This is a genomic window from Calidithermus terrae (assembly GCF_003574345.1).
GTDB lineage: Bacteria > Deinococcota > Deinococci > Deinococcales > Thermaceae > Calidithermus > Calidithermus chliarophilus.
The window spans coordinates 1-26,455 of record NZ_QXDL01000029.1 but is presented as its reverse complement, the minus strand read 5'-3'; the positions used below and the strand labels follow the sequence as shown (position 1 = coordinate 26,455).

The following is a 26,455-nucleotide window of genomic DNA, read 5'->3' as shown; positions in this document are numbered from 1 at the left end:
AGCGGCGCGGATCTGCTCGGCCAGGTGCAGGGTCTCGGGGAGGGGATCCAGGCCCAGCTCCTGCCGCAGGGTGCCCTTCAGGCGCTCGAAGCGCGCGAGCGCGGCCTCGCGCTCGCCCAGCAGGTAGTGCAGCCGCATCACCTCGCGGTGGTGGCGCTCCTGCAGGCTGTCCTCGGCCAGCAGTTGCAGGTGGATCTCCAGCGCCCCCCGCCAGTCGCCCCGAGTCTCGAGGTTCTCCGCCCGGTACAGCAGGGCCCGCTGCCGCTGCCGGTCGAGCTGTTCGCGCCAGCCCTGCAGCCACTCGGCGAAGCCGGCGGCCCCCGGCAGCTCGAGCCCCTCGAGCAGCGCCCCCCCGTACACCCCCAGCGCCGCCTCGGCCTCGCCGCGCTCGAGCAGCGCCTGGAAGCGCGCCACGTCGATCTCCAGCGGGCCCTCCAGCCCCACCGCCTTCTCGTCGGCGCGCAGGCGTTCGCGCAGGGCCGTCTCGCGCAGGCGGTGCAGCTCCCGCCGCAGGTTGCGCCGTGCGCTCTCCTCGTCGTTCTCGCTCCAGAAGAGGTCGGCCAGCCGGGAGCGGGAGGCGGGGCCCTCGAGGGCCAGGTAGGCCACCAGGCCCAGCGCCTTTCGGGTCGGCAGGGCCACCGCCTCCCCGCCCAGCCACAGCCCGCCCGGGCCCAGCAGTCGCAGGGTCAGGGGCAGGGGGCCTGCCGAGCGCGGGCTCGAGGGGGGCATAGGGCCTGGATCTAGTGTAGCCCCTCCGCCAGGCCACCCGGCCCGGGAAACCGGCGCCCTGCCCTGAACTCCTCTTCACTGAACCCGGTTCAAATTTGCGGCAAATCCCCGCGTGCGCCCGGCCTGGAGCCGAGCCCGGCTCGGCTCCAGCTCCTTTCTTAGCGACAATTCGCGACGGGCTGGTCCGGCGGCCCCGTCCCCGAGGGGGCTCCGACGGCCTCAGCCCCTTGTTGACATCTCCCGTGTCCCGGGTATCATTCCCTTACCAGCCACCGCAAACGTTTGCAGGCCTCCGCCTGCAAACCTGTAACCTTCTGGTTCTAAAGGCTTCGTGAATGGACGTTTATCCGCCCGGAAGATGAAATCGATTGCATATGGTTAGCCTCGAGGAAGTCGCCAAACTCGCGCAGGTATCCCCCGCCACCGCCTCACGGGCCCTCACCCGGCCCGACATGGTCGCTCGAGAGACGCGCGAGCGCGTGCTCGAGGCCGCCCGGCAGCTCGGCTACCAGCCCAACCAGCTCGCCCGCAGCCTGCGCCAGCGCAGCAGCCGTAGCTTGGGCCTCGTCATCACCGACATCCTCAACCCCTTCCACGCCACCGTAGCCAAAGGGGTGCAGGACGCGGCCGAGAAGCACGACTACACCGTCTTCCTCTTCAACACGGACGAAGACCCCGAGAAGGAGCGCCGCGCCCTCAACGCCCTGCGCGGCCACCTGCCGCAGGGCTTGCTTCTGGTGCCCACCCCGAAGACCCGCGAGAACCTCAAGCTCGTCGCCAACCTCCCCTTCATCGAGCTCGACCGCGAGAGCGGCACCCCCGGCGCCCACAGCGTGATGGTGGACAACGTCGGCGGGGCCCGCGCGGCCGTCGAGCACCTCGCCGCGCTGGGCCACCGCCGCATCGGCATGATCGTCGGCCGCCTCGACATCACCACCGCCGTCGAGCGCCACCAGGGCTACCGCGAGGCCCTGGCCGGTGCGGGCCTGCCCTACCGCGAGGAGTGGGTGCTGCCCGGCAACCACCGCGAGGAAGGGGGCCGCGTCGCCGCTCACGCCCTGCTCTCCCGCCCGCCCGACGAGCGGCCCACGGCCTTGTTCGTGGGCAACAACGAGATGACCGTCGGCGCGGTGCTCGCCGCCCGTGAGCTCGGCCTGCGCATCCCCCAGGACCTCTCCATCGTCGGCTTCGACGACTCGCGCTGGGCCCGCACCATGCAGCCCGCCCTCACCGTCGTGGCCCAGCCCGAGTACGACATCGGTTTCCTGGCCTGCGAAACCCTGCTCAGCCTCCTCCGGCACGGCAAGCCCGTGCAGCCCGTCCGCATCCGCCTCGCCACCACCTTCATCGCGCGCGATTCCACGGCCCCGCCCGGGCCCGCCTCGAGTTAGCCCCAAGGAGGAAGTCCAGGAGAAAAAGCCCGCCCCGGTCCCAAGCCCTCTAGCCCAAGCGTCAAGGAGCATGTCTATGCGCAAGAGCCACAACATCCGCGTCGTCATCGGCCTCACCCTCGCCGGCCTCGCCCTGGCCGCACTCAGCTCGGTCGTGGCCCAGAACAAGCAGCCTTTCATCGGCCTGGTCACTAAGACCGAGTCCAACCCCTTCTTCGTCAAGATGAAAGAAGGCGCCAGCCAAGAGGCCGCCAAGCTCGGCGCGAAGTTCATCAGCGCGGCCGGCAAGACCGACGGCGACAACGCCGGCCAGGTCGCGGCCATCGAGAACATGGTCGCCGCCGGGGTCAACACCATCCTCATCACCCCCAGCGACGCCAAGGCCATCATCCCCGCCATCAAGAAGGCGCAAGCGGCGGGCGTGCAGGTCATCGCCCTCGACAGCCCCACCGACCCCGAGGACGCCGTAGACGCGCTCTTCGCCACCAACAACTACCAGGCCGGGGTGCTCATCGGCGAGTACGCCGCCGCGGTGATGAAGGGCAAGAAACCGGTGATCGCCACCCTCGACCTCTTCCCCGGCCACCCGGTGGGCGCCCAGCGCCACAACGGCTTCCTGCAGGGCTTCGGCCTGCAGAGCTTCGAGGCCGACAGCAACGAGCTGGCTAAGCCCGCCGAGGTCGTTTGCATGGCCGACACCTACGGCGACCAGGCCAAGGGCCAGACCGCCATGGAGAACTGCCTGCAGAAGAACCCCAACATCAACCTGGTCTACACCATCAACGAACCCGCCGCCGCCGGCGCTTACCAGGCCCTCAAGGCTGCGGGCAAGGAAAAGAGCGTGATCATCGTCTCGGTGGACGGCGGGTGCGAAGGCGTGCGCAACGTCGACCGCGGAGTGATCGCAGCGACCTCCCAGCAGTACCCCCTGAAGATGGCCGCCCTCGGCGTGGCCGCCGGGGTGAAGTACGCCAAGACCGGGGTCAAGGCCCGCGGCTACGTGGACACCGGCGTGACCCTCATCGCCAAGCAGCCCGTGCCCGGCGTCAGCAGCAAGGATGTGAAGTACGGCCTGGCCAACTGCTGGGGGAAGTGAGCAGCCCAGGCACCCGGCCGTGGGAAGGCCCGCTGGGCCTTCCCACCCCGCAGTGAGGAACCTATGGCGGAACAACGATCTCCCGGCACAGTCCCCACCCCCCGGCGACTGCTCGAGCGGCTGCCGAGCATTACCGTCCTGGGACCCTTCGTCGCGCTGCTGCTGGCGGTGCTCTTCTTCAGCGCCCAGTCCGACCGCTTCCTGAGCGGCCAGAACTTTTCGCTCATCCTGCAGCAGGTGCTGGTGGTGGGGGTCTTGGCGATCGGGCAGACCCTGGTGATCCTCACCGGGGGCATCGACCTCTCGGTGGGCTTCGTGATGGCGCTGGGCACCATGGTCATGACCAAGTTCGCCGTCGAACTCGGCCTGCCCCCCCTGCTGTCCGTCCTCTGCGGTGTGGCGGTCACCACCGGCTTCGGCTTCCTCAACGGCCTGCTCATCACCCGGGTCAAGCTGCCGCCCTTCATCGTCACGCTGGGCACCATGAACATCGCCTTCGCCCTAACCCAGATCTACTCCAAGGCCCAGACCGTCACCGGCCTGCCCGACGCGCTGCTGTTCTGGGGCAACACCTTCCGCCTGGGCGAGACCGTAATCACCTACGGCGTGGTGCTGATGATCGCGCTGTACCTGCTGGTGTGGTTCCTGCTGAGCGAGACCGCGCCGGGCCGCCACCTCTACGCCGTGGGCAACAACCCCGAGGCCGCCCGCCTGATGGGCATCCCCACCCAGCGGGTGCTGCTGCTGACCTACACCGTCGCCGGCCTCTTCTACGGCATCGCCGGGTGGCTGTTGGTCTCACGCACCAGCGTGGGCGACCCCAACGCCGGGCAGACCGAAAACCTCGAGACCATCACCGCCGTGGTGCTCGGCGGCACCAGCCTCTTCGGCGGCCGGGGCATGATCCTGGGCACGCTGTTGGGCGCCATCATCGTGGGCGTCTTTCGCAACGGCCTGACCCTCACCGGCGTCTCCTCGGTATACCAGGTGCTCATCACCGGCGTCCTGGTGATCCTGGCCGTGACCGCCGACCAGCTCTCGAAGAGGAGGGGCTGAGATGGAATTCCGTCCCAACCCACAACGAACCCCCCCGCCAAACCCCGGCCTGCCCCTCGACCAGGCCCGGCAGCCCGTCACCCAGGCCAAGGTGGTGCTCGAGGCCCGCGGCCTGGTCAAACGCTACGGCCACCTCACCGCGCTCGACGGGGCCGATTTCGAGCTGCGGGAAGGGGAAATCCTGGCGGTCATCGGCGACAACGGCGCGGGCAAGTCCACGCTCATCAAGGCGCTCTCGGGCGCGATCATCCCCGACGAGGGCCAGATCATCCTCGACGGCAAGCCCGTGCACTTCCGCAGCCCCCTCGACGCGCGACGCCACGGCATCGAGACCGTGTACCAGGACCTGGCGGTGGCCCCTGCCATGACCATCGCGGAGAACCTCTTCCTGGGGCGGGAGATCCTCAAGCCCGGCCTGCTGGCGCGGCTGCTACGGGTCATCGACAAGAAGCGCATGCTCGAGGAGGCCACCAACAGCATGAAGGACCTCAAGATCGGCATCCGCTCGATGAGCCAGGCGGTCGAGACCCTCTCGGGCGGGCAGCGCCAGGGCGTGGCCGTCGCCCGCAGCGCGGCCTTCGCCCGGCACGTGGTGATCATGGACGAGCCCACCGCCGCCCTGGGGGTGAAGGAGGGCAACATGGTGCTCGAGCTCATCCGCCGGGTGCGCGACCGCGGCCTGCCCGTGATCATCATCAGCCACAACATGCCCCACGTCTTCGAGATCGCCGACCGCATCCACATCCAGCGCCTGGGCAGGCGGGCCGCCGTGGTCAACCCCCGGAGGATCAGCATGGCCCACACGGTCGCGGTCATGACCGGGGCCATGAGCCCGGAGGAGCTCTCCCCCGACGAGCTGGCGCACTGAATACGCCCGAGGCCCAACGCTGAGCGCCCAGGGCCCAAAAACACGCCGAGGGCTCGGGGTCGAGGTCCATACGCCTTTTCGCACGCGGAGCCCTACCCCCCGCGTCCGACGCCCGGTGTCTTGCCTCGAGCCAATTGCCGCTTTCTCTTGCGCGGGCTGTGAACTTGCCTCAAACTCGGCTGTGGGAATGCGCCTCTACCTCGACACCGCCGACCGCCCCCTGGCCGAGCCCCTGTTGCGCACGGGGCTGTTCTGGGGCGTGACCACCAACCCGCTGCTGCTGCAGGCGGCGGGCCTAAAGACCGCGCAGCTCCCCGAGTTCTACGCCTGGGCCATGGGGCTGGGCGCGAAGGAGGTCTTCTTCCAGAGCTGGGGCCCCGACGCCGAGAGCCTGGTGGCGCGGGGCCTCGAGCTGCGCGCGATCGGGGAGGGGGTGGTGGTGAAGCTGCCGGTGAACCGGGCCGGCTGCCAGGCGGCGGCCGAGCTACGGCGGCAGGGCTGCCCGGTGCTGCTTACGGCCGTCTATACCCCCGCCCAAGCCCTCTTGGGCGCGCTGGCCGGGGCGCAGTACGTCGCGCCCTACCTGGGCCGCATCGGCGAGGCCGGGCGCAACGCGCGGGCCGAGGTCGCGGCCATGCAGCGCCTGCTGCGCGAGCTGGAGAGCCCCACCCAGATCCTCGCCGCCAGCCTGCGCCACCCCGACGACGTGGTGGCGCTGAGCCAGGACGGGGTGCGCGCCTTCACCCTGGGCCCCGCCCTGGCCCGGCAGTTCTTCGACGAGCCGCTCACCGAGACGGCCGTGCTGGCCTTCGAGCAGGCCATGAAGGAGGTTTCATCGTGATCATCGCTTGTGGCGAGGCCCTGATCGACTTCACCTCCCTGCCCTACGGCGGCCGCACCGTCTACCGCCCCCACCCCGGCGGCTCGCTGATGAACGTGGCCGTGGCCTCCGGCCGCCTGGGGGCGCCCACCGGCTTCCTGGGCAAGGTCTCGCACGACGCCTTCGGCCGCCTGCTGCGCCAGCACCTGCAGGAGAGCGGGGTCTCGCTGGGGTGGGTGGTCGAGGCCCGCGAGCCCACCACGCTGGCCTTCGTGCACCTCGAGACCGGCGAGCCCGAGTACTCCTTCTACGCCGGGGGCACCGCCGACCGCTCGCTCGAGATCGAGGAGCTCCCCGCCCTGCCCAAGGACGCCGCGCTGCACTTCGGCTCGATCTCGCTGGTGCTCGAGCCCACCGCCGGCACCCTGGAATACCTCATGCAGCAGGAGTCGCGCCGCCGCTTCCTCTCCCTCGACCCCAACGTGCGCCCCGGCCTCATCCCCGACCGCGCCGCCTACCTCGAGCGCCTGGAGGGCTGGCTGGGCCTCGTAGACCTGGTCAAGGTCAGCCAGGCCGACCTCGAGTGGCTCTACCCCGGCGAGTCCCCCAAGAGCATCGCCCAGGACTGGCTCGCCAAAGGCCCCGCCCTCGTCCTCGTCACCCTGGGCGGCGCCGGCTCCCTGGCCCTCAACGCCAACGCCACCCGCCTAGTCCCCGTCCCCAAAGTCGAGGTCGCCGACACCGTGGGCGCCGGCGACTCCTTCATGGGCGCCGCCCTGGCCTGGCTCCACCGCCACGGCCGCCTGAGCCGCGCCGGCGTGGGAGGCCTGGAAGAGCCCGGCCTCGAGCAGCTCCTCACCTTCGCCAACCAGGCCGCGGCGATCAACTGCACGCGGCCGGGGGCGGACCCGCCGTGGGGGCATGAGGTGGATAGCCGATAGCCGAGCGCAAGACGCAAAACGCAGGTCGTACGTCGTACGCAAAACGCCCTGTTGGGATCGACCGTCCACTGGGGCTGTGCCCGCCCCGCAGGCTGGCTACAGCCCCACGCCCCAGTAGACGGGCGCTCATGCCGTGCCGCCCCCCGGCCGGGGTGTGCGGCCCGCGCGGGAGGGGGTGGCCGTAGGCCGTACCGGCTTTGCCGGTAACCTGGAGCCCCTCGCACCCCGGGCGGCGGAGCGGTCCCCGCCAAACCACCCCACCGCAACACACCCCTCCCGCAGGCAACGAAGAGAAATCGCCTGTCGCCAGGGGATGAGCGCTTTAGCGCGGCCTCAACTCGAGGTGGTAGCGTGAAGGCAGCATGAGGCGCTGGGCCGACCTTTCCTTGCAGCGCAAGCTCGAGCTGCTGATCGTGGCGTTCATGATCCCGGTGCTGGGGATGGTGGTGGTGCTGCTGACCACGGGCCTGCAGCTCAACCAGGCCCTCAACGAGCGCTACCGCGTCGGGCAGTTCGACACCTACCTCGACCAGCTCGAGATCGCCGTGCTCAACATCGAGACCGGACAACGCGGTTACCAGCTCAGCGGCAACCCCGGCTTCCTCGAGCCCTACAACAAGGGCCTGCGCGACACCCAGACCGCGCTGGCGGGGCTGCGGGAGATGGGGCTGTTCCCCGGCGAGGTCGAGCGGCTGGAGGAGGCGGTCTACTCCTTCATCGAGGAGTGGGCCAAGCCCTCCGTCGCCAAGGTCGAGCTCGGCCGGACCCTCACCCCCGAGGAGCAGAACGCCCTGCTGCGCGACGGCAAGGTGCTTTTCGACTCCCTGCGCATCCGCTTCGACAGCCTCCAGCGCGCCACCGAGCTGCAGTTCAACCTCATCCGCGAGCGCAGCAACCGCGCCACCCAGACCCTCACCGCCCTGCCCTGGCTGCTGCTGCTGCTGGTGATCGTGGCCGCGCTGGGCCTGCGGCTGGGCCTCAGCCGCACCGTCGCCGAGCGCCTGAGCCGCCTCCAGCGGGCCACCGAGCAGATCGCCGAGGGCGACTACGGCGTGCGGGTGGCGGTGCACAGCCGGGACGAGGTGGGGCAACTCGCCACCGCCTTCAACCTCATGGCCGCCTCCCTCGAGCGCACCACCCACAGCCTCGAGGCCGCCCGCACCCGCTCCGAGCTGCTCGCCGCGCTCACCGACGCCCTGCAGAGCGCCACCTCCTCGCAGGAGGTCGCCCGAATCGCCATCCAGGGCCTCAACCAGCTCCTGGGAGCGAGCTACATGTTCGTCAACGAGCTGGTGGGCGACACGCTGGTGTTCACCGGCTGGTACGGCGAGCTGCCGCCGGAGATGGGGCCGGTGCTCGAGACGGGCGTGCCGCTGGCGGCCTCTCCTGAGGCGACCGAGGTGATCCGCAGCGGGCGGCCCCTCTACGACCACCGCTTCTACACCGGCGAACGCCAGCCGCCCGGCCAGCCCGAGCTCGGGCTCGCCATCGAGCCCATCCGCACCCCGGGCGGTAAGGTCACGGGGATCATCTCCGCCATCCGCCCCAGCGCGCTGGGCGAGTGGACCGCCGAGGAGCGCGAGCTCATCGCCCGCTCGGTGGCGGCGGTGGGCATCGCCTTGGAGCGCTCGAAGAACCAGGCCGAGCTGCGCGAGCGCACCGCCGAGCTCGAGCGCTCCAACCGCGAGCTCGAGCAGTTCGCCTACGTCGCCTCCCACGACCTGCAGGAGCCTTTGCGCATGGTCAGCAGCTACACCCAGCTCCTCGCCCGGCGCTACCGCGGCCAGCTCGACGAGAAGGCCGACCAGTACATCGACTTCGCCGTCGACGGGGCCAACCGCATGCAGAAGCTGATCCAGGATTTGCTAAGCTACTCTAGAGTCGGCACCAAGGGCCGCGAGCCCCAGCCCACCGACGCGGGGGAGGTCATGCAGGAGGTGCTCAGGGACCTCGAGGTGGCCCTGCGGGAGAGCGGGGCCCGGCTCGAAGTCGGCGAGCTGCCCCGCCTGCAGGCCGACCGCAGCCAACTGGCCCAGGTCTTCCAGAACCTCCTCGTCAACGCCCTCAAGTTCCGCCGGCCCGGGGTCACGCCCTACATCCGCGTCTGCGCCCAGCCCGAGGGGGCGATGTGGAAATTCAGCGTCAGCGACAACGGGATCGGGGTCGAGCCACAGTACCATGAAAGGATTTTCGTTATCTTTCAGCGTTTGCACAGCAAGGAAGAGTATCCTGGCACGGGTATCGGCCTTGCCATCTGCAAGAAGATCGTGGAGCGGCACGGCGGGCGGATGTGGCTGGAGAGTTCCCCTGAGACAGGCAGCACCTTCTACTTCACCTGGCCTGCGGCAGAGGAAAGAGTATGATCGTGAAGAGTGCTATGATCGAGATCCTGTTAGTTGAAGACAACCCCGGCGACGTCGAGCTGACCCGCGAAGCGCTGGCGGAGGCCAAGGTTCGCAACCGGCTGCACGTGGTGGGCGACGGCGTGGAAGCCCTCAACTTCCTGCGCGGCAAGGGCGCCTACGCCCAGGCCCCCCGCCCCGACATCATCCTCCTCGACCTCAACCTGCCCAAGAAGGGCGGCCTCGAGGTGCTCACCGAGCTCAAGAGCGACCCGGCCCTCAAGGAGATCCCCGTGGTCATCCTCACCACCTCGCAGGCCGAGGAGGACATCGTGCGGAGCTACCAGCAGTACGCCAACTGCTACATCTCCAAGCCCGTAGACTTCGAGGCGTTCATGCAGGTGGTGCGCTCGCTCGAGGACTTCTGGCTGGCGATCGTGCGGCTGCCGCCCAAGGCCACGGCGTAAAATTCGGTAGGGGAACCGCGTGTCGAGGCTCAGGGTACTGCTGGTCGAGGACAACCCGGGCGACGCCTTCTTGGTGCAGGAATTGCTCGAGGAAGCCGCACCGGACGCCTTCGCGCTCGAGCACCTCACCCACCTCGCCCCGGCGCTCGAGCGCCTCCAGCACGAGCGCGACCCCTGGGACGTGGTGCTGCTCGACCTCTCGCTCCCCGACGCGCAGGGCCTCGACACCGTGCACCGCATGCGGGCCGCCGCGCCGGTGCTGCCGCTGGTGGTGATGAGCGGCCTGGGCGACCAGGGGGTGGCCCTGGCGGCGGTGAAGGAGGGGGCGCAGGACTACCTGGTCAAGGGCCAGGTGGACGGCCAGGGCCTCGCCAAGGCCCTGCGCTACGCCGTCGAGCGCGCCCGCACCCAGCAACTGCTCACCGAGCAGAACCGCCTGCTGCACGCCGCCCGCAAGCGCTCGGAGCTGTTGGCGGCCCTCAGCGACGCCCTGCACGCCGCCCGCACCCCCGAGCAGGTCGCCCAGACCGCGGCCTCCCACGTCGGGCCGCTGCTCAAGGCCGACTACATGGCGCTGGTGCAGCAGGACGGGGACACGCTGGTGCTCATCCACGTCTGGGGCCGCCTGCCCGAGCCCTTCGCCCGCACCGCCGAGGGCGGCATCCCCCGCTCGGTGCCCAGCGTGATGTGGCAGGTCATCGACCGCGGCACGGCGCTGTACACCGAAGACTACCTCTCCCTGCCCCAGCACCTCGACCTTGACCTCCCCGCCTACGGCGTGGCGCTCGAGCCGGTGCGGGGCTCGGACGGCAAGGTGCGCGCGGTGCTCTCGGCGGGGCGGCCCAAGCTGCACGGGCCCTGGCTCGAGACCGAGCGGGAGCTGATGGCGCGCGCCGCCGCGACGCTGGGGCTGGCGCTGGAGCGCGCGGAGATGATGGCGCGGCTGGAGGCCAGCAACCGGGCGCTGGAGTCGCGGCTGGCGCTGGCGCTGGAGTCGGCGGGCATGGTGGCGTGGGAGTGGGACCTGCGCCATCGCCAGGTGATGTTCTCCGACACCGCCGAGCAGGTGCTGGGCGGCCAGGCCGTGCAGACTTTGCTGGGCGAGCGCTACCGCGAGGTGGTGCACCCCGAGGACCAGGCCGACTTCGACGCGCGCCTGCGCGCCGCCCTCGAGCACGGCGACGAGTACCGGGCCACCTTCCGGGTCTGGCACAGCGAGCGCAACGACTACCTGTGGGTCGAGCACCGCGGCCGGGTCTCCCGCGACGCCCGCGGCCGCCCGCTGATCCTCAGCGGCATCGCCCACGACATCACCCCCTACCGCCTGGCCGAGGCCGCCCTGCGCGAGAGCGAGGCCCGGCTGCGCCAGATCAACGAGTCCCAGAAGCGCTTCGTCAGCGACGCCGCCCACGAGCTGCGCGCCCCCCTCACCGCCATCCTGGGCAACCTCGAGCTCATGGAGCGCTTCCCCCAGATGCCCCCCGCCGAGCGCGAGGAGGCGTTGCGGGAGATGCGCCAGGAGGCCCGGCGCATGCACCGCCTGGTCAGCGACCTGCTGACGCTGGCCCGCGGCGACGGGGGCGTCACCGTGCGCAACGACCCCCTCCCCCTGGGCGACGTGCTGCTCACCGCCTTCGAGGAGGCCCGCCACCTGGCCCGCGGCCACGACCTGCGGCTGGGGTCGCTGGCACAGGCCCAGGTGCTGGGCGACAGCGACTACCTCAAGCAGCTCGCCCTCATCCTCCTCGACAACGCCCTCAAGTACACCCCCCCCGACGGCTGGGTGGAGCTCGAGCTCAGCGTGCGCGAAGACAAGGCCGAGTTCCGCGTGCGCGACAACGGCCCCGGCATCCCCACCGCCGACCTCCCCCGCGTCTTCGAGCGCTTCTTCCGCGCCGACACCTCCCGCAGCCACGACCCCGGCGGCAGCGGCTTAGGCCTGGCGATCGCCAAGTGGATCGTCGAGAGCCACAAGGGCAGCATCTGGCTCGAGAGCGAGCCGGGCCACGGCACCACGCCCGTGGTGCAACTGCCCCTGGCGAAGGTCTCCCAGGCGAGCGCGCGGTAGGGGCCGGGGGCAATAGCCGATAGCTGAATGCTGCAAGGCACGGGGAAGCAGTGAGCGGCGAGCTTTCAGCCGTCAGCCGTCAGCAAAACCGGGTCGTGGCTCGTGGTGAAAGGAAGCCCTCCCCGCGCGCAGAGAGGGGTTATCCCCCCCAGCCCCCCTTGCTAAGGGGGTGAAGAAGAGGCGTCTTGCGTCTTGCGTCTTGCGTCTTGCGTCTTGCGTTTGGCGTTTGGCGTTTGGCGTACGACGTAGGACGTACGACGCACGACCCGCGCTCAGCGCCCGTCCACCGCCTCCGCCATCTCAGGATTCGTCAGCCGCGCCAGCCGGCGGCGGCCGAAGTCCCACATCTTGAGCACGAAGGCCCAGGCGGGGTGGGTCCACTCGCCCATCACGGTGCCCTCGCGGAGGGCGGCGAGCAGGTCCTGGGGGGTCTGGACGGCTCGAGCGGGGGTCTGGACCCAGGCGGCGCCGATGGAGACGAGGGTGTGGGCGTCGGAGCCGGCGCTGACGGGGAGGCCGCGCTCCTTAGCCCACTGGGCGGCGCGGCGGTTCCAGGTCGGGCGGGAGATGTGGGCGTTGAAGCTCTCGACGATGTCGATCTGGTCGGCCACGCGCTGCAGGGCCAGGGGGTGCAGGCGGTGGCGCTTGAGGGGGTCGAAGCCATGGGGCAGCAGCACCAGCCCGCCCTGGGCCTTGATGCGCTCGACGGTCTCCTCGGGGCTGAGGCCGGCGGGGATCTTCTCGTGCAGGAACAGCCCGATGATCTCGCCCTCGCGGGTCGAGACCTCCTCGCCCACGATCACGGTGAGGGGGGTGCCCTGGGCCAGCTCGCGCAGCTTCAAGGCGCCCCAGATCTCGTTGTGGTCGGTGATGGCCTGCACGTGGATGCCCTTGGCTATGGCGCGCTCGAGCAGCGCCTTGAGCGGGGTGCGGCAGTCGGCCGAGGCCTCGCTGTGGCAGTGCAGGTCCATGCGTATGGTGCCGCTGGGCACCTGCGCGGCCGAGGCCGGGGCGGGGGTGGCCCCGCTCTCCAGCACCTCCTTCGGGCTGGGCTTGGCCTGCGGGGGCTGCTCGACCGGGGGGGTCTTCTTGGGGTCGTGCTCTTCAGTGGGCATCTTCCCTCCTACCGTGCTCTTCCCTCGCGTCACGTCCGGTCTCGAGCGCTCTAGGCGGGCTGGGCCACCGCGCTGGGCACCCACACCTCCAGCGCCCCCGGCTTGAGCTCGAGCTTGACCCGCTCGCGCCCGCCGTCGGGCGGGGAGCGCAGCTCGGCGTCGAGGTGGAAGGGGCAGCCCTCCCACTCCAGCGTCAGGGTGCGGCAACGCTCGACGGTGACGTTGGGCAGCTCGTCGAGCTTCTCCTGCAGCAGGCCGCGCAGGTAGGCGCCGAAGCCGACGCCCTGCTCGGGGTTGATGAGCACCACGTCCAGCCAGCCGTCGCCGGGGTCGGCGTCGGGGGCCAGCCGCACGCGCGGGCCCATGGCGGGGGTGTTCATGGCCTCCACCAGCAGGAAGGGCCCCTCGAGGGTGGTGCCGTCGAGCTGCACGCGCACCTCGCAGGGCTGGTAGGAGGCCAGGGTCTGGATGGTGGCGGTGAGGGCCCGCAGGGGGCTCTTGCCGGCCTCGGGGTCGTAGGTGGACATGGTGGCGGCGAAGAGCCCCACCCCGGCGGCCTCGAGGCAGAAGTCGCGCCCCCAGCTCCCGCTGATCTCCACCAGGTCGAAGCGGCGGCGCTCAGGCTGGGCCAGCCCCTCCACGACCTCGCGCGGGTTGCCGCGCACGCCCAGCGCCCCGGCGATGTTGTTGGCCGTGCCCAGAGGCACCACCGCCATCGGGACGCCCCGCTCGGCCAGGTGGCTCGCGACCGCGCGGATGGTGCCGTCGCCCCCGGCGACCACCACCAGGTCGCCGGGGTCCTCGAGGGCTTCGGGCAGGTCCTCGACCGACTCGGTGGGCCGGTGCTGGGCGTTGAAGCCGGCCAGGATCAGGGCGGCCTCGAGGTCGCTGCTGGAGAGGCTGCCGGCGCCCCCGGCGGCCGGGTTGTGGATCAGGGTGACCCGCATGGTGGGTTCTCGCTCGGCACTAACGCCACAGAAAGAGGGGCTCCCGTCGCGGTGCAGCACCGGTGTGCTTCGCGGGGGAGCCCCGGCTCAAGGAGTCTTCAGAGCACCCGTACGGCGCGCAGGATGAAGATCAGGATGATCGCGCCCAGCACCCCCCACAAAATGCCCAGCAGCGAGAGCGAGCCGGCCGCCGCCGCGCCCCCGATGCCCAGCACGTCCGCGAAGATCCAGCGGCCCAGCGCGGAGCCGATCATGCCGATGAGGATGTTGGCGATGGCGCCCTGCCGCGCGTCCGTCCCCATGACCAGGCTGGCCAGCCAACCGATCAGGGCCCCTACCAGAATCGCGATAATCCAATCCATACCCTTTCCTCCTTGGCTCCAGGCTCCTGTCGGGGCCTGGTGATGTCTCGAAATTAGAGAAGCTGTCTTAGCTCACACTGTGGCTCCTCTGAGGCAGGGCTGAGGGGGTATGGGCTACAAATTGGGGGGCTTGTCGGTGTAGAACATGAATCATGCAGCGGATTCTGGTGATCGATGATGACCCCAGCGTGCGGAACTTCCTCAAGCGGGGCCTGTCCTACGAGGGCTACGCCGTAGACCTGGCCGAGTCGGGGGAGGCTGGGCTCAACCAGGCCCGCGACCGCTACCCCGACCTGGTGATCCTCGACTGGATGATGCCGGGCATGGACGGCGTGGAGGTGCTGCGCCGCCTGCGCGCCGCCGACGAGAAGTTGCCGGTGATCATGCTCACCGCTAAGGACGCGCCCGAGGACCAGATCAAAGGCCTCGACACCGGCGCCGACGACTACGTGACCAAGCCCATCAGCTTCGACGTCCTCGTCGCCCGCATCCGCAGCCTGCTGCGCCGCCACCAGGCCGAAGCGCCCACCGTGCTGCGCTTCGCCGACCTCGAGATGAACACCGAGGCCTTCACCGTGCGCCGTGGCGAGCGCAACATCTCCCTCACCAGCCTCGAGTTCCGCCTGCTGCAGACCTTCCTGGAGAACCCCGAGCGCGTGATGTCGAAGGAGCTGATCCTCGACAAGGTCTGGGGCACCGACTTCTTCGGCGACGTCAACGTGGTGGAGGTCTACGTCAAGCAGATCCGGCAGAAGCTCGAGGCGGGCGGCGAGCCGCGGCTGATCCAGACGATCCGCGGGGCGGGGTACGTGTTGCGGGAGAATCCTTAGGGGTCGATAGTCAATAGCCGGTAGCTGATAGCCGGGCGCGCAGCGCGGGTCGTGCGTCGTACGTCCTACGTCGTACGCCAAACGCAATACGCAAGACGCAAAACGCGAACCGCTTTGACCCTCGACCCTAGGCCCTCGACCCTCCCCTTCAGCGAGGACTAAGGCCCGGTTCAAGATCTGCTAAGCACCCCCTCTCATTTTTGGGGGTATGTGTTTGTTTGGGATTTACTGCGCTCTGCTCTCCCCGATGGGGTTGGTGTTGAGCCTGTTGCCTAAACTCGAGCTCGACATTTCCCCGGCATTCGGCAAACCCCGGCCCGCCCTCGAGGCCCCGGCGCCTGCTCCTGCGCCCAAGCCGAAGCCCAGGCCCAGGAAGCCGGCTTTTTCGGTGCGGGTCACGTACTACCAGGCCCTCCCCTCCCAGACCGACGGCAACCCCAACGTCGCCGCCTGCGGGCCCAACCTCGAGCCCTGGGTCCAGGTCGCGCTCTCGCGCGACCTCTTCTTCCGGGAGGACGGGCGGCGGCGCTGCGGGCAGAGGGTGCGGCTGGTCTTCGAGAACGGGCGCGAGCTGCTGGGCGTCGTCAACGACACCATGAACCGGCGCTACCGCAAGCGGGTGGACGTGCTGGTGGCCGCGCACGAGCCCGCGCGGCGCTACGGCGTCGCCGAGGCCCGCCTGATCCTGGAGTAGCCGGTGGACCTGCGCTCGGGCCATGCCTTCTGGCCGATCCAAAACGGCCTGCTGCGGGTCTACCCGCCCCTGGCGCGCGAGGAGCGCTGCGAGGTGGCGGTGGTCGGCGGGGGGATCACGGGGGCGCTGGTGGCCTACCACCTGGTGCAGGCCGGCCTCGAGACGGTGGTGCTCGACCGGCGCGACGTCGGCATGGGCAGCACCGCCGCCTCCACCGCCGTGCTGCAGTACGAGATCGACACCCACCTCACCGACCTCGTGGGGCGGGTGGGCGAGGAGCACGCGGTGCGCGCCTACCGGCTGTGCCTCGAGGCCGTGGACAAGCTCGCGGCCCTGGTGGGCACGCTCGACGACCCCTGCTCCCTCCAGCGCCGCCCCAGCCTGTACTTAGCCTCGAGCCCGCGCCACGTCGCCGCGCTGCGCGCGGAGGCCGAGGCCCGCCGCCGCATCGGCATCGCGGTGGAGTTCCTGGGGCGCGGCGAGCTGGCCGAACGCTACGGCGTCCGCGCGCCCGGCGCCCTCCGCTCCCAGACCGCCGCCGAGGCCGACGCCTACCGGCTCACCCACCGCCTGCTCGAGGCCGCCGAAGCCCGGGGCCTGCGGGTCTACGACCGCACCGAGGTGACGGGCTGGAGCTACCCCGGCGCCGGGGTGCGGCTGGCGACCGACCGGGGCTACGGCGTGAGCGCCCGCGCCATGGTCTTCGCCAGCGGCTACGAGACCCAGGCCTACCTGCGGCAGCGGCTGGCGGTGCTGCGCAACACCTACGCCTTCGTCAGCGAGCCGCTCGAGCCCGGCGCGCTGTGGCCCGAGCGCTGCCTCGTCTGGGAGACGGCGCGGCCCTACCTCTACGTGCGCACCACCCCCGACCACCGCGTCATCGTGGGCGGGGCCGACGACCCCTACCGCACCCTGCCCCTGCGCGAGCGGCGCATCCCCCGCAAGGAGCGGCGGCTGCTGCGGCGCTTCGGCGAGCTGTTCCCCGGCGTCGCGCTCGAGCCCGCCTTCGCCTGGGCCGGCACCTTCGGCGAGACCAAGGACGGCCTGGCCTACATCGGCGAGAGCCCCGAGGTCCCCCGCGCCTACTTCGCGCTGGGCTACGGCGGCAACGGCATCACCTACAGCCTCGTCGCGGCCGAGATCCTGCGCGACCTGCTGCTCGGGCGCGACAACCCCGACCGCCACGTCTTCCGCTTCGACCGATGAGAGGGCTCGTGGGAAGGGCGACGGGTTTCTCAGCCGCCTCTCAGGTTTGGCTCCGAAAGGCTTCAGTAGCCGCCCCGATACTGCGCCTAGCCGAGGTGAATCGATGGTTCTGGAAGCGGTCAAACCCCATTACCAAGCGCTCGAAGCGATCAAGCCGAATTATCAGGAAGCCATTCAGGCCGCGCTCGATTGCCTCAGCGTGTGCGAGAGCTGCGCCAGCACCTGCCTGCAGGACGACGAGGCCAGCGCCCTGACCCGCTGCATCCACCTGAGCTGGGAGTGCGCCGCGGTGTGCGACGGCATGACCAAGTCGCTGCTCGGCGGCTCGAAGTACGCGCAGGACTGGGTGCTGCTGTGCATCGAGGTCTGCGAAGACTGCGCCGCCGAGTGCGAGCGCCACGACCACCCCTGCTGCCGCGCCTGTGCGGAGGCCTGCCGGGCCTGCGCCAGGGTTTGCGGCGAATTGCTCCTCACCCTCGCCTGAGCCCTCGGTCTCACCTCGGCCCTCCCAAAACCGGGAGGGCCGCTCGTGCGACGCTCAGGCAACGACAGCCCGCCGCGGTCGTTCCCGCGTCATCCGGGCGGCCCTCCCGCGAGGCGCGCCGGGCGCCAGGCTTCGACCCACTCGCCGTGGCCGCAGCGGTCGCAGGGCAGGAGGGGCTCGCCCCCCAGGAAGCGCGCGACGTGCCCGCAGCGCGAGCAGGCGTAGGGCCCCGTCCGGGGCGCGGGGCCGCGCGCGGGGCAGCGGGCGGGCTGCTCGGGGTCGTCGTCGGGCCAGACGGGCAGGCCCGGCAGGGCCTCGCGGGGCGCGAAGGCGAACACGCTGACCTTGCCGGAGGGCTCGAGGTAGGCCCGCCGCACCTGCCCGAGGTGTTCGATGCCCTGCTCGCGCAGCGCCTCGAAGAGCTCGGCGCGCGAGAGGCCCTCCCGGTGCAGGTTCCGCAGGTCGAGGCGCCCGTCGCGCACTAAGGCGGTGGGGGCGCTCTCGACGAAGCGCTCGAGCCGCTCGTTGCGCTCGGTGAGGCGCACCAGCCCGCGCTGCAGCAGCACCACCCCCGTGACCACCACCATCGCGTGCAGCAAGGGCACGTCGGGGTAGAACATGGGGTCGCCCACCGCCGAGCCCAGCGCCACGATCAGCACGTACTCGAAGGGCGTGAGCTGGCTCATGCCGCGCTTGCCCATCCAGCGCAGCAGCACCAGGGTGTAAAGGAAGATGACCGCGGTGCGGAAGAGGATCTCGAGCGCGTAGAGCAGGGGCTTATCGCCCAGGAAGATCCGCTCGAGGTCGAAGACCCGGATGGCCTCGTCCATGGGCGCGGAGGGCGGCTACTCGTCCTTGCGCACGCGCTTGCCCCGGTTCTCGGCCCACTCCTTGGCCCGGTCGGTGGCGATGGCGATGGCTCGGCCCTCGTCGTAGCCCTCCTCCAGCAGCGCGTTGGCGATCTCGATGGCCTTGTTCCGCACGGTGGCGGTGAAGTTCTTGAGCGATTCGGGGTAGTCCTCACGGGTCCAGGGCATGGTTGTTCCTCCTAGCCTCGAGCCGAGGCGGGCACGGGGGCGGGGGTGCTCTCGGCGGGGCTCGAGCCGGCCCCGTCCTTGAGCCAGTGGGCCTGCAGGTGGGCGATCGCCATCTCCTTGGCCTTGGCCTCCACCTCGATCCAGGGCACCTGGCGGTAGCAGCCGGGCACCACGGTCACCAGGTCGTGGTGGGCCCCGTCGTGCAGCGCGTCGCGGCCGTTGGAGATGCGCACGACCTGCCACTCGGCCCTGGGCCAGGTGTCGCGCGCGAGGCGCACGAACTCGGCGACGCTGGGGTGGTCGAAGCCGTCCAGGCGCTCCTTGACCACGTGGTGGTGGGCGTCGAAGACCATGGGCACCCCGGCCTCGACGCAGGCCTCGAGGGCCTCGCCGGCGCCGTAGAAGCGCTCGTCGTTCTCCAGGCACAGCCGGTTGTAGACCGGCGTGGGCAGTTGCCGCACCACCTCGGCCAGCGCCTTGCCCCGGCCGCCCTTGCCCCCGTGGATGGTGATGGCCGCCCAGGGCGAGCGGGGCAAGCCCAGCCAGTCGAGGAGCTGGGCCTGGTGCTCGAGCTCGGCGATGCTGCGCTCGACGACCAGGGGCGACTCGGAGCTGAGCACCACGAAGGGCTCGGGGTGGGCCACCAGCCGGATCCCCAGCCGCTCGGCCGCCTGGCCCACCTTCGCCAGCTCGGGCTTGAGCCCCTCGAGCACCATCTCCCCCACCCCGTCGCACAGGTCGCTGAGGGGGAAGAGGTCGGGGGGGAGGCGGTAGAGCCGGATGCCCCACCTGGCGCAGAACTCCAGCGCCCGCAGCAGGGTGCGCAGGTTGGCCTGGTACAGCTCCTCCAGCACGTAACCCTTGAGCTCGTCGGGGAGCAGGCGGTAGCGGGAGAGCTGGTAGGTGTGGTAGCGCACCGCCTTGCTGTGGGTGATGCAGACCAGTCCGAGGTTGGGTCCTCCGGTCGTCGCTTTCATACGGTCCTCTCGTGCTGCGTGACGTGCTGCTGCCTCAGCCGCAGGTACTCGGGGTCCTCCACGACCTTGAGGTAATAGCTCTGGAAGATGGCCGCCGACTGGGCCTTGACGGGGTCGGGCTCGAGCGGCAATTCGGGCCCCTTGGGGTTGGCCTCCCCGCTCGCCGCCTTGGCGTACTTGCGCCCCGAGCGGTGGCGGGCGTAGCGCAGGGCCCGGGTGTAGCCCATCTGCAGGAACTTGCGGGCCATGTCCATGCCCACGAAGTCGCCCTGGCGCTTGTACTCGAGGTAGCAGGCGTAGAGCTTCTCCGCCGACTCCTGCGCGACCTCAGGGGTGCGGAAGCGCCAGTGCGGCAGCAGCTCGCTCTTGTAGGGCTCGGCCAGCAGCACCCCCTGCTCCCCCTTGCCCACCCGGTAGCGCTCGGGGTGGGCGCGGAAGTCGGTGTCGCGGTAGTGGCGGGCGTAGTCCTTGGCCGCCACGGCTAACCTCCCGAGGAGAGCGCCGCGTCGTCGGGGGCCAGGGGCGGGGTGGGGCGGTCGCCCTCGAGGTGGGCCTGGAAGTCCTGCAGCACGACCTTGAGGTTCTTGCTGTGCTCGACGAAGACCTGGGCCCACCAGCCGGCGAGCTTCTGCGCCAGGCCCGAGCCGGCGTCGGCCTGGGCCTCGACGAACAGCGTGAGGCGGGTGCCGCCCTCGACCCGCTCGAGGCTGGCCCAGCCCTTGACGTCGGCGTTGTGCTCGAGCTCCTTCACCGTCTCGAAGGCGACGAGGCGGCGCGGCTCCCAGCGCGTCGCGCGCAGCACGAAACTCAGGTCCACGTCCTGCGCCCCGCGGTAGACGAAGCGCCAGCCAGTCCCCTCGCGCAGCGCCGCCCGGATCGAGCTCGACCACTCGGGCCAGCGCTCGAAACTCACGAACTCCTCCCACACCTCCGGCAGCGGGGCGTGGACGACGACGGTGGCTTCACCGCGCAGCCCCATCGCCCCCCCTCCCCGACGACCGGAACGCGGAGGTTTTTACAATTTCCTCCAAAATATCCCTCGACAGCATGATTTATACGATAAGGAAGGGCTCTGACTTGGCCCTGACGTCTTCCTGAGGCCGGGCTGAGGCCGGCGCGGCCACCGGAAGGAACGGCCCCACGAGGCGTTTTCGCCGTTTCAGGGGGGGTAGCAACGGTGAAGGCCCGGGCGTAACTCCTGGCTTCAGTCTGTACTCAGCAAAACCCCGCATACTGCTGCAAATACCGGCCGGTCCCCGCCGGCCGTGCCCAGGAGCCCTGCCGTGTCCGCCCTATCCCGAATCAAACGCATCATCGTTACCCTGAGCGGCCCCAACCTCAAGGCCGCCCAGCTCGAGCGCCTGCGCGCGGAGCTCGAGGCCCTCCCCGGGGTCATCGGCGCGTTCATCAGCGCCCAGACCGAGATGGCCCACGTGGTCTTCGACTCCGAGCGCATCAAGTGGGCGCAGATCCAGAAGCGCCTGGAGGAAGCCGGGCTGGAGGTGAAGACGCTGGGGCTGGGCGGGGAGCACCTCGACCCCCTGCGGGCGCAGGGGGCCTGAGCCCGGAACGGGGCCGTTAGGATAAGCGGGATGCTCCTCACCGCCCCCCTGCTCGAGGTCCCCCACGGCTTCACCACCCGCGAGGGCGGGGTTTCCCAGGGGCCCTACGCCACTCTCAACCTCTCCGCCTCCACCGGCGACGCGGCCGAGGCCGTGCTGGAGAACCAGCGCCGGGTGCTGCAGCGCTTCGGCGACCCGCCGGTCGCCGCGCTCGACCAGGTGCACGGCAGCACGGTGCACGCGGTCGAGGGCCCGGGCGTGCGGACCGGCGACGGCCTGCTGACCGGCGTGCCCGGCCTCCTGCTGCGCGTGGGCGTGGCCGACTGCTACGCGGTGCTGCTGCACGACCCCGTGCGCCAGGTGGTCGGGGCCCTGCACGCCGGCTGGCGCGGCACCGTGGCGGGCATCCTGCCGGCGGCGCTCGAGCGGATGCAAGCCCGTTACGGCAGCCGCCCCCAGGACGTGCGGGTGGCGCTGGGCCCGGGGGCCGGCCCCGGCTTCCAGGTAGGCCCCGAGGTGGCCGAGCAGTTCGCCCGAGCGGGCCTCGAGTGCTTCCACCCCGACCCCATCACGCCGGGCCGCTTCCGCCTCGACCTCGTCGCCGCCCTGCGCCAGCAGGCCCTGCACGCGGGCATCCTCCCCGAACACTTCTGGGCCTCAGGCGCCGACACCCTCCACGACGAGCGCTTCTTCTCCCACCGCCGCGACCGCGGCCGCACCGGCCGCATGTGGGGCCTGATCCTACTGCCCCGCTGAAGCGCGAGGACGTTCCGTCCTCGCGCCCGGTGGTTCGTCGAGGGGTTAGGGCCAAGGCGTTTTGCGTTCGGCGTCCGGCGTAGGACGTACGACCCGCCCCCGCCTACCGGCCACCGACATTTAGCCTCCCCCAATCAAGGCGTGTCCTCCCGTGACGTATGACCCCCCATCCGGGGGAAGTAACGCTACACTACTTGTGGATGCTTAGGCCCAAAGCCCAGTTGTCCTCGGTGCTCGAGATCACCCCGCAATGGCTCCAGGAGCGGGGGATCCGGGGGCTGCTGGTGGACCTGGACAACACCCTCGTGCCCTACAAGTTCAAGGGCGAGGCCCCCGAGGCCATCATCGCCTGGGTGCGGGGGCTCGAGGCGGCCGGGGTCCGGGTCTTCCTGGTCTCCAACGCCCGCCGCAAGCGGCTCAAGGCCTGGTCGGCCAAGCTGGGGGTCGAGGGCATCGGGCTGGCCGGGAAACCCTGGTTCGGCATTCGCAAGGGGCTCAAGCAGTTGGGGTTGCCCGCCTCGCAGGTGGCGATGGTGGGCGACCAGGTCTTCACCGACGTGCTGGGGGGCAACCTGGCCGGGGCCTATACGGTCCTGGTGACCCCCGTCTCCGATAAAGAGCTGGGCTACACCAAGCTGGTGCGGCAGTTGGAACGGCTGATTCTCAAGCAATAGGGCAGGTGGATGCGGGATGAACGTACTGACCATTGGCGATAAACGACTCGGAGCGGCCCTCTTGGACATGGCCCTCCTCGAGGACGAAGAACTCCAGCGCGCATTGGAGCAGCACCGCGAGGTAGGCGGCACCCTCAGCGACGTGATCATCGAGCTGGGGCTGCTCTCCGAGCGCCGCATCGCCCAGGCCATCGAGGAGACCTTCGGCGTGCCCTTGGTCGAGCTCGCCACCCTCGAGATCCCCCCGGAGATCAAGGCGCTGGTGCCGGCGGAGAAGGCCAAGACCCTCGAGGCCATCCCCTTCGCGCTGGAGGGCGGCAGCCTGCGGGTCGCGCTGATGAACCCCCTCGACAACCTCGTGCTCGAGGAGCTCGAGGACATCACCGGCCAGATCATCGAGCCCTACCAGACGACGCGCTCCTCCTTCAACTACGCCCTCGCCAAGAACTACCCCGAGCTCGGCCTGCACGTCCCCGACGCCCCCAAGTCGACGAGCGAGAGCGAGATGCGGCTGGGCGACCTGCTCATGGGCAAGGGCTTCGTTGACCGCGACACCCTCGAGCAGGCCCTGGTGCAGCAGGAGAAGACCGGCGAGCTGCTGGGCCGCATCCTGGTGCAGAGCGGGGCCATCAGCGAGTCCCAGCTCTTCCAGGCCCTCGCCGAGCGCGCGGGCATCGAGTTCCGCGAGCGCACCGACGACTTAGAGCTCCAGATGGAGATCGCCGCGCTGTTGCTGCGGGCCGACGCCCTGCGCTACCAGGCGGTGCCGGTGCGCCAGGACGGCACGCAGGTGCTCGTCGTGCTCTCCGACCCCCGCCACGTCGAGGCCATCCGCACCGCCATCGCCCGGCCGGTGCGCTTCGTGCTGACGCTGCCGAAGGCGTGGGAAGCCCTCTTCGCCAAGGCCTACCCCGAGAAGTCGCGGTTGGGCGAGGCGCTGGTGCAGGAGGGCAAGATCGGGCGCGAGGCGCTGCAGGAGGCGCTGAGCGTGCAGCGGCGCATGGGCAAGATCCGCCCGCTGGGCGAGGTGCTCGTCGAGCTGGGCTACATCACCCAAGAAGACGTTGACGACGCGCTCAACAAGCAGCGCCAGGGCGGGAAGAAGCTCGAGGACACCCTGGTGCAGTCGGGCAAGATCAAGCCGGAGATGCTCGCCAAGAGCCTCTCGGCGCAGCTCGGCTACCCCTACATCGACCCCGTGGAGACCCCGCCGGACCCCTCGGTCATCACGCTGGTGCCCGAGTCCACCGTGCGGCGCTACACCATCTTCCCGCACCACCTCGAGAACGGCAGCACCCTGGTGGTGCTGATGAAGGACCCCCGCAACATCCTGGCCGTTGACGACCTCAAGATGATCACCCGCAAGGAGATCCTCCCCGCCGTCGCCACCGAGGCCGCCATCACCAAGCTGATCGAGCGCTTCTACGGCGGCGCGGGCGAGATCGACGAGCTGGCCAAGGAGTTCGAGAAGAAGAAGCAAGCCCGCGAGGAGGTCGTCGATACCAGCGCCCTCGACGACAACGCGGTCGTCAAGCTGGTCAACACCGTCATCCGCGAGGCCTTCTTGCAGGAGGCCTCCGACATCCACATCGAGCCGCGCCAGACCGACCTGCTCGTGCGCATCCGCGTGGACGGGTCCTTGCGCGAGTACATGAAGCTGCCCAAGGGGGCCGGGCCGGCGCTGGCGAGCCGCGTGAAGATCATGGCCAACCTCGACATCGCCGAGCGGCGGCTGCCGCAGGACGGGCGCGTGCGCTACAAGGACCGCAGCATCGACCTCGACCTGCGCCTGTCCACGCTGCCCACCGTCTACGGCGAGAAGATCGTGATGCGCCTGCTGCGCAAGGCCTCCGAGATCCCCGAGATCGAGGGCCTGGGCTTCGCGACCGGGGTCTTCCAACGCTTCACCGACGTCATCGCCAAGCCCTACGGCATCTTCCTCATCACCGGCCCTACGGGCTCGGGCAAGTCCTTCACCACCTTCTCCATCCTCAAGCGCATCGCCACCCCCGACAAGAACACCACCACCATCGAGGACCCCGTCGAGTACGAGATCCCCGGCATCAACCAGACCCAGGTCAACCCGGTGGCGGGCCTGACCTTCGCCAGGGCGCTGCGCTCGTTCTTGCGCCAGGACCCCGACATCATCATGGTCGGCGAGATCCGCGACTCCGAGACCGCCAAGATCGCCACCGAGGCCGCCCTCACCGGCCACCTGGTCATCGCCACGCTGCACACCAACGACGCCGCCGGCGCCGTGACCCGCCTCGACGAGATGGGCGTGGAGGCCTTCAACGTCTCGGCCTCGCTGATCGGGGTGCTGGCCCAGCGCCTGGTGCGGCGGGTGTGCGAGAACTGCAAGCAGGAGGTCGAGCCCGACCCCGACGTGCTGCGCCGCCTCGAGCTGCGCGAGAGCGACATCAAGGGCAAGGTGCTGTACAAGGGCACCGGCTGCGAGCGCTGCAACGGCACGGGCTACAAGGGCCGCGCGGCCATCCACGAGCTGATGGTCGTTGACGACGACGTGCGCCACGCCATCGTCGCCGGCAAGACCGCCACCGAGATCAAGGAGATCGCCCGCAAGGGCGGCATGGCCACCCTGCGCGAGGACGGCATCATGAAGGCCTTCCAGGGGGTCACGACGCTCGAGGAGGTCATGGCCAAGACCAACGAGTGAGGCACGGCGTTCTCACTCCCTAAGGCCATCATGAACACCCGAACCCGCCATGCGCTGGTAGAACTGGACTAACGGAGGACCGAATGCTCAAGGCGCCCGACATTGTAGATCTCCTGACCCTGTCCGTGGACCGGGGCGCGAGCGACCTGGTGATCACCGTGGGGCTGCCCCCCATGATCAAGGTGGACGGCGAGTTCCACCCTTCCGAGCACGAGCCCCTCACCCCCCAGGACACCCGCCGCCTGATGTACGCGCTGATGGACGAGAAGCAGCAGCGCTCCTTCGAGGAGGACAAGGAGCTCGACTTCTCCTTCAGCCTACCCAACAAGGGCCGCTACCGCGTCAACGTCTTCCTGCAGCGCGGCAGCGTGGGCGGGGTGCTGCGCGTGGTGCCCACGGTGGTCAAGAGCTTCGAGGAGCTCGGCCTGCCCAAGAACGTCGCCGAAATCGCCCTCTCGCCGCGCGGGCTGGTGCTCATCACCGGGCCCACCGGATCGGGCAAGTCCACCACGCTGGCCTCGATGATCGACTACATCAACGAGCGCCGCCGCTGCCACATCGTCACCATCGAGGACCCCATCGAGTTCTTCCACCGCCACAAGTCCTCGATCATCAACCAGCGCGAGATCGGCTCCGACACCCACGACTTCCACCGCGCGCTGCGCTCGGTGCTGCGCCAGGCCCCCGACGTGATCCTGGTGGGCGAGATGCGCGACTACGAGACCATCTCCGCCGCCATCACCGCCGCCGAGACCGGCCACCTGGTGATGGGCACCCTGCACACCAACTCGGCCCCCGAGACCATCGACCGCATCGTTGACGTCTTCCCCGAGGCCCAGCAGGAGCAGATCCGCGTCCAGCTCGCCAACAACCTGGTGGCCGTGATGACCCAGCAGCTCCTGCCCAAGGCCTTCGGCGGCGGGCGCGTGCTGGCTTACGAGCTCATGATCGCCACCCCCGCCGTGCGCGCGCTGGTGCGCGAGGGCAAGACCCACCAGCTCGTCTCGGTCATCCAGACCGGCGGCCAGTACGGCATGATCACCATGGACGCCTACCTCGCCGACCTCTACCGCCGCAAGCTCATCACCTACGACACGGGCATGACCCGTGCCGTGGACCCCAAGGAGTTCGCCCGCCTGGCGGGCATAGGGCAGCAGCAGCCCCAGCCGGGGGCGCGGCCGACGCGGTCGTGAGGTGGGGTGTTGGCCGGTAGCTGATAGCCGATAGCCGAATGCGGGTCGTACGTCCTACGTCGTACGCGAAACGCAAGACGCAAGACGCTGAACGCCCCTCCCTCCGGCCGGAGGGAGGGGCGTTCAGCGTCTTGCGTCTTGCGTTTCGCGTACGACGTAGGAC

At 70.0% G+C, this 26,455-nt stretch carries 27 protein-coding genes; 18 read left to right on the top strand and 9 right to left on the bottom strand.

All coding sequences use genetic code 11. From position 1 onward, the window contains the following. A partial coding sequence (locus Mterra_RS05405; RefSeq protein ID WP_275054064.1) for an AfsR/SARP family transcriptional regulator occupies nucleotides 1-729 on the bottom strand: 729 nt, incomplete at its 3' end. A gap of 374 nt (nucleotides 730-1,103) precedes the next feature. Here Mterra_RS05405 and Mterra_RS05400 point away from each other — a divergent pair. The 9 genes from Mterra_RS05400 to Mterra_RS05360 all read left to right on the top strand — a co-directional run bounded on the left by Mterra_RS05400 (nucleotide 1,104) and on the right by Mterra_RS05360 (nucleotide 11,778). Next, nucleotides 1,104-2,120, top strand: coding sequence for a LacI family DNA-binding transcriptional regulator (locus Mterra_RS05400; RefSeq protein WP_119314243.1), 1,017 nt, complete (start codon nucleotides 1,104-1,106; stop codon nucleotides 2,118-2,120). Between the two features lie 76 nt (nucleotides 2,121-2,196). Continuing rightward, nucleotides 2,197-3,216, top strand: coding sequence for a sugar ABC transporter substrate-binding protein (locus Mterra_RS05395; protein ID WP_119314242.1), 1,020 nt, complete (start codon nucleotides 2,197-2,199; stop codon nucleotides 3,214-3,216). Between the two features lie 63 nt (nucleotides 3,217-3,279). Beyond that, nucleotides 3,280-4,272 carry an ABC transporter permease gene (locus Mterra_RS05390; RefSeq protein ID WP_027891267.1) on the top strand — a complete coding sequence of 331 codons (993 nt, stop codon included), beginning with the start codon at nucleotides 3,280-3,282 and terminating at the stop codon, nucleotides 4,270-4,272. Between the two features lies 1 nt (nucleotide 4,273). After that, nucleotides 4,274-5,140, top strand: coding sequence for an ATP-binding cassette domain-containing protein (locus Mterra_RS05385; protein ID WP_218022881.1), 867 nt, complete (start codon nucleotides 4,274-4,276; stop codon nucleotides 5,138-5,140). A 187-nt stretch (nucleotides 5,141-5,327) separates the two neighbouring features. Then, complete coding sequence (locus Mterra_RS05380; protein WP_119314241.1) at nucleotides 5,328-5,981, top strand: transaldolase family protein; 654 nt, start codon at nucleotides 5,328-5,330, stop codon at nucleotides 5,979-5,981. Further along, nucleotides 5,978-6,901 (top strand): carbohydrate kinase family protein, encoded by a 924-nt coding sequence (locus tag Mterra_RS05375; protein ID WP_119314240.1) that lies wholly within the window; start codon nucleotides 5,978-5,980, stop codon nucleotides 6,899-6,901. Before Mterra_RS05380 ends, Mterra_RS05375 begins: the two co-directional genes overlap by 4 nt. Before the next feature lie 362 nt (nucleotides 6,902-7,263). After that, complete coding sequence (locus Mterra_RS05370; protein WP_119314239.1) at nucleotides 7,264-9,264, top strand: ATP-binding protein; 2,001 nt, start codon at nucleotides 7,264-7,266, stop codon at nucleotides 9,262-9,264. 14 nt (nucleotides 9,265-9,278) lie between these two features. Further along, nucleotides 9,279-9,710: a response regulator gene (locus Mterra_RS05365; protein WP_218022880.1), complete on the top strand. Its 432-nt coding sequence runs from the start codon at nucleotides 9,279-9,281 to the stop codon at nucleotides 9,708-9,710. 19 nt (nucleotides 9,711-9,729) lie between these two features. Then, nucleotides 9,730-11,778, top strand: coding sequence for an ATP-binding protein (locus Mterra_RS05360; protein WP_119314238.1), 2,049 nt, complete (start codon nucleotides 9,730-9,732; stop codon nucleotides 11,776-11,778). Between the two features lie 272 nt (nucleotides 11,779-12,050). On the opposite strand, the gene Mterra_RS05355 is transcribed toward Mterra_RS05360, so the two are convergent. From Mterra_RS05355 to Mterra_RS05345, 3 genes are all read right to left on the bottom strand, one after another. Then, on the bottom strand, nucleotides 12,051-12,893 hold the full coding sequence (locus tag Mterra_RS05355) for a PHP-associated domain-containing protein (protein WP_084542142.1): 843 nt from the start codon (nucleotides 12,891-12,893) through the stop codon (nucleotides 12,051-12,053). 50 nt (nucleotides 12,894-12,943) lie between these two features. After that, nucleotides 12,944-13,840: a diacylglycerol/lipid kinase family protein gene (locus Mterra_RS05350; RefSeq protein ID WP_119314237.1), complete on the bottom strand. Its 897-nt coding sequence runs from the start codon at nucleotides 13,838-13,840 to the stop codon at nucleotides 12,944-12,946. A gap of 98 nt (nucleotides 13,841-13,938) precedes the next feature. Next, nucleotides 13,939-14,202 carry a GlsB/YeaQ/YmgE family stress response membrane protein gene (locus tag Mterra_RS05345; protein WP_027891272.1) on the bottom strand — a complete coding sequence of 88 codons (264 nt, stop codon included), beginning with the start codon at nucleotides 14,200-14,202 and terminating at the stop codon, nucleotides 13,939-13,941. A 152-nt stretch (nucleotides 14,203-14,354) separates the two neighbouring features. Between Mterra_RS05345 and Mterra_RS05340 the strand changes: the two genes are divergently transcribed. From Mterra_RS05340 to Mterra_RS05325, 4 genes are all read left to right on the top strand, one after another. Next, on the top strand, nucleotides 14,355-15,032 hold the full coding sequence (locus Mterra_RS05340) for a response regulator transcription factor (RefSeq protein ID WP_036218185.1): 678 nt from the start codon (nucleotides 14,355-14,357) through the stop codon (nucleotides 15,030-15,032). A gap of 247 nt (nucleotides 15,033-15,279) precedes the next feature. Beyond that, complete coding sequence (locus Mterra_RS05335) at nucleotides 15,280-15,726, top strand: RlpA-like double-psi beta-barrel domain-containing protein (RefSeq protein ID WP_147372560.1); 447 nt, start codon at nucleotides 15,280-15,282, stop codon at nucleotides 15,724-15,726. A 3-nt stretch (nucleotides 15,727-15,729) separates the two neighbouring features. Then, nucleotides 15,730-16,932: an NAD(P)/FAD-dependent oxidoreductase gene (locus Mterra_RS05330; protein ID WP_119314235.1), complete on the top strand. Its 1,203-nt coding sequence runs from the start codon at nucleotides 15,730-15,732 to the stop codon at nucleotides 16,930-16,932. A gap of 103 nt (nucleotides 16,933-17,035) precedes the next feature. Further along, entirely contained in the window at nucleotides 17,036-17,416 is a 381-nt protein-coding gene (locus tag Mterra_RS05325; RefSeq protein WP_119314234.1) for a four-helix bundle copper-binding protein, read from the top strand. An 89-nt stretch (nucleotides 17,417-17,505) separates the two neighbouring features. On the opposite strand, the gene Mterra_RS05320 is transcribed toward Mterra_RS05325, so the two are convergent. The 5 genes from Mterra_RS05320 to Mterra_RS05300 are packed head-to-tail and all read right to left on the bottom strand — an operon-like array spanning nucleotide 17,506 to nucleotide 20,409. Then, nucleotides 17,506-18,246: a DUF421 domain-containing protein gene (locus Mterra_RS05320; RefSeq protein ID WP_119314233.1), complete on the bottom strand. Its 741-nt coding sequence runs from the start codon at nucleotides 18,244-18,246 to the stop codon at nucleotides 17,506-17,508. Nucleotides 18,247-18,261: 15 nt separating this feature from the next. Continuing rightward, on the bottom strand, nucleotides 18,262-18,453 hold the full coding sequence (locus Mterra_RS05315) for a DUF2188 domain-containing protein (protein ID WP_119314232.1): 192 nt from the start codon (nucleotides 18,451-18,453) through the stop codon (nucleotides 18,262-18,264). An 11-nt stretch (nucleotides 18,454-18,464) separates the two neighbouring features. After that, entirely contained in the window at nucleotides 18,465-19,430 is a 966-nt protein-coding gene (locus Mterra_RS05310; RefSeq protein WP_119314231.1) for an apurinic/apyrimidinic endonuclease family protein, read from the bottom strand. Then, on the bottom strand, nucleotides 19,427-19,909 hold the full coding sequence (locus Mterra_RS05305; RefSeq protein ID WP_119314230.1) for a DUF4385 domain-containing protein: 483 nt from the start codon (nucleotides 19,907-19,909) through the stop codon (nucleotides 19,427-19,429). Before Mterra_RS05305 ends, Mterra_RS05310 begins: the two co-directional genes overlap by 4 nt. A 2-nt stretch (nucleotides 19,910-19,911) precedes the next feature. Continuing rightward, complete coding sequence (locus Mterra_RS05300) at nucleotides 19,912-20,409, bottom strand: SRPBCC family protein (protein ID WP_119314229.1); 498 nt, start codon at nucleotides 20,407-20,409, stop codon at nucleotides 19,912-19,914. Nucleotides 20,410-20,713: 304 nt separating this feature from the next. Here Mterra_RS05300 and Mterra_RS05295 point away from each other — a divergent pair, with 304 nt between their 5' ends. The 5 genes from Mterra_RS05295 to Mterra_RS05275 all read left to right on the top strand — a co-directional run bounded on the left by Mterra_RS05295 (nucleotide 20,714) and on the right by Mterra_RS05275 (nucleotide 26,292). Then, nucleotides 20,714-20,992: a heavy-metal-associated domain-containing protein gene (locus Mterra_RS05295; protein ID WP_119314228.1), complete on the top strand. Its 279-nt coding sequence runs from the start codon at nucleotides 20,714-20,716 to the stop codon at nucleotides 20,990-20,992. A gap of 30 nt (nucleotides 20,993-21,022) precedes the next feature. Next, nucleotides 21,023-21,748 (top strand): peptidoglycan editing factor PgeF, encoded by a 726-nt coding sequence (gene pgeF, locus Mterra_RS05290; protein WP_119314227.1) that lies wholly within the window; start codon nucleotides 21,023-21,025, stop codon nucleotides 21,746-21,748. Nucleotides 21,749-21,948: 200 nt separating this feature from the next. Next, a complete protein-coding gene (locus Mterra_RS05285; RefSeq protein WP_119314226.1) occupies nucleotides 21,949-22,422 on the top strand; it encodes a YqeG family HAD IIIA-type phosphatase in 474 nt (157 codons plus the stop codon). Nucleotides 22,423-22,438: 16 nt separating this feature from the next. Then, nucleotides 22,439-25,099 (top strand): ATPase, T2SS/T4P/T4SS family, encoded by a 2,661-nt coding sequence (locus tag Mterra_RS05280; RefSeq protein ID WP_119314225.1) that lies wholly within the window; start codon nucleotides 22,439-22,441, stop codon nucleotides 25,097-25,099. 83 nt (nucleotides 25,100-25,182) lie between these two features. Continuing rightward, nucleotides 25,183-26,292: a type IV pilus twitching motility protein PilT gene (locus Mterra_RS05275; protein WP_119314224.1), complete on the top strand. Its 1,110-nt coding sequence runs from the start codon at nucleotides 25,183-25,185 to the stop codon at nucleotides 26,290-26,292. Nucleotides 26,293-26,455 lie beyond the last annotated feature (163 nt).

Bases quoted from the DNA above. Each gene is read 5' to 3' on its own strand.
- Mterra_RS05400 (WP_119314243.1), top strand. From the start codon at position 1,104: ATGGTTAGCCTCGAGGAAGTCGCCAAACTCGCGCAGGTATCCCCCGCC.
- Mterra_RS05395 (WP_119314242.1), top strand. From the start codon at position 2,197: ATGCGCAAGAGCCACAACATCCGCGTCGTCATCGGCCTCACCCTCGCC.
- Mterra_RS05390 (WP_027891267.1), top strand. From the start codon at position 3,280: ATGGCGGAACAACGATCTCCCGGCACAGTCCCCACCCCCCGGCGACTG.
- Mterra_RS05385 (WP_218022881.1), top strand. From the start codon at position 4,274: ATGGAATTCCGTCCCAACCCACAACGAACCCCCCCGCCAAACCCCGGC.
- Mterra_RS05380 (WP_119314241.1), top strand. From the start codon at position 5,328: ATGCGCCTCTACCTCGACACCGCCGACCGCCCCCTGGCCGAGCCCCTG.
- Mterra_RS05370 (WP_119314239.1), top strand. From the start codon at position 7,264: ATGAGGCGCTGGGCCGACCTTTCCTTGCAGCGCAAGCTCGAGCTGCTG.
- Mterra_RS05365 (WP_218022880.1), top strand. From the start codon at position 9,279: ATGATCGAGATCCTGTTAGTTGAAGACAACCCCGGCGACGTCGAGCTG.
- Mterra_RS05355 (WP_084542142.1), bottom strand. From the start codon at position 12,893: ATGCCCACTGAAGAGCACGACCCCAAGAAGACCCCCCCGGTCGAGCAG.
- Mterra_RS05350 (WP_119314237.1), bottom strand. From the start codon at position 13,840: ATGCGGGTCACCCTGATCCACAACCCGGCCGCCGGGGGCGCCGGCAGC.
- Mterra_RS05345 (WP_027891272.1), bottom strand. From the start codon at position 14,202: ATGGATTGGATTATCGCGATTCTGGTAGGGGCCCTGATCGGTTGGCTG.
- Mterra_RS05340 (WP_036218185.1), top strand. From the start codon at position 14,355: ATGCAGCGGATTCTGGTGATCGATGATGACCCCAGCGTGCGGAACTTC.
- Mterra_RS05335 (WP_147372560.1), top strand. From the start codon at position 15,280: ATGGGGTTGGTGTTGAGCCTGTTGCCTAAACTCGAGCTCGACATTTCC.
- Mterra_RS05325 (WP_119314234.1), top strand. From the start codon at position 17,036: ATGGTTCTGGAAGCGGTCAAACCCCATTACCAAGCGCTCGAAGCGATC.
- Mterra_RS05320 (WP_119314233.1), bottom strand. From the start codon at position 18,246: ATGGACGAGGCCATCCGGGTCTTCGACCTCGAGCGGATCTTCCTGGGC.
- Mterra_RS05315 (WP_119314232.1), bottom strand. From the start codon at position 18,453: ATGCCCTGGACCCGTGAGGACTACCCCGAATCGCTCAAGAACTTCACC.
- Mterra_RS05310 (WP_119314231.1), bottom strand. From the start codon at position 19,430: ATGAAAGCGACGACCGGAGGACCCAACCTCGGACTGGTCTGCATCACC.
- Mterra_RS05300 (WP_119314229.1), bottom strand. From the start codon at position 20,409: ATGGGGCTGCGCGGTGAAGCCACCGTCGTCGTCCACGCCCCGCTGCCG.
- pgeF (WP_119314227.1), top strand. From the start codon at position 21,023: ATGCTCCTCACCGCCCCCCTGCTCGAGGTCCCCCACGGCTTCACCACC.
- Mterra_RS05285 (WP_119314226.1), top strand. From the start codon at position 21,949: ATGCTTAGGCCCAAAGCCCAGTTGTCCTCGGTGCTCGAGATCACCCCG.
- Mterra_RS05280 (WP_119314225.1), top strand. From the start codon at position 22,439: ATGAACGTACTGACCATTGGCGATAAACGACTCGGAGCGGCCCTCTTG.
- Mterra_RS05275 (WP_119314224.1), top strand. From the start codon at position 25,183: ATGCTCAAGGCGCCCGACATTGTAGATCTCCTGACCCTGTCCGTGGAC.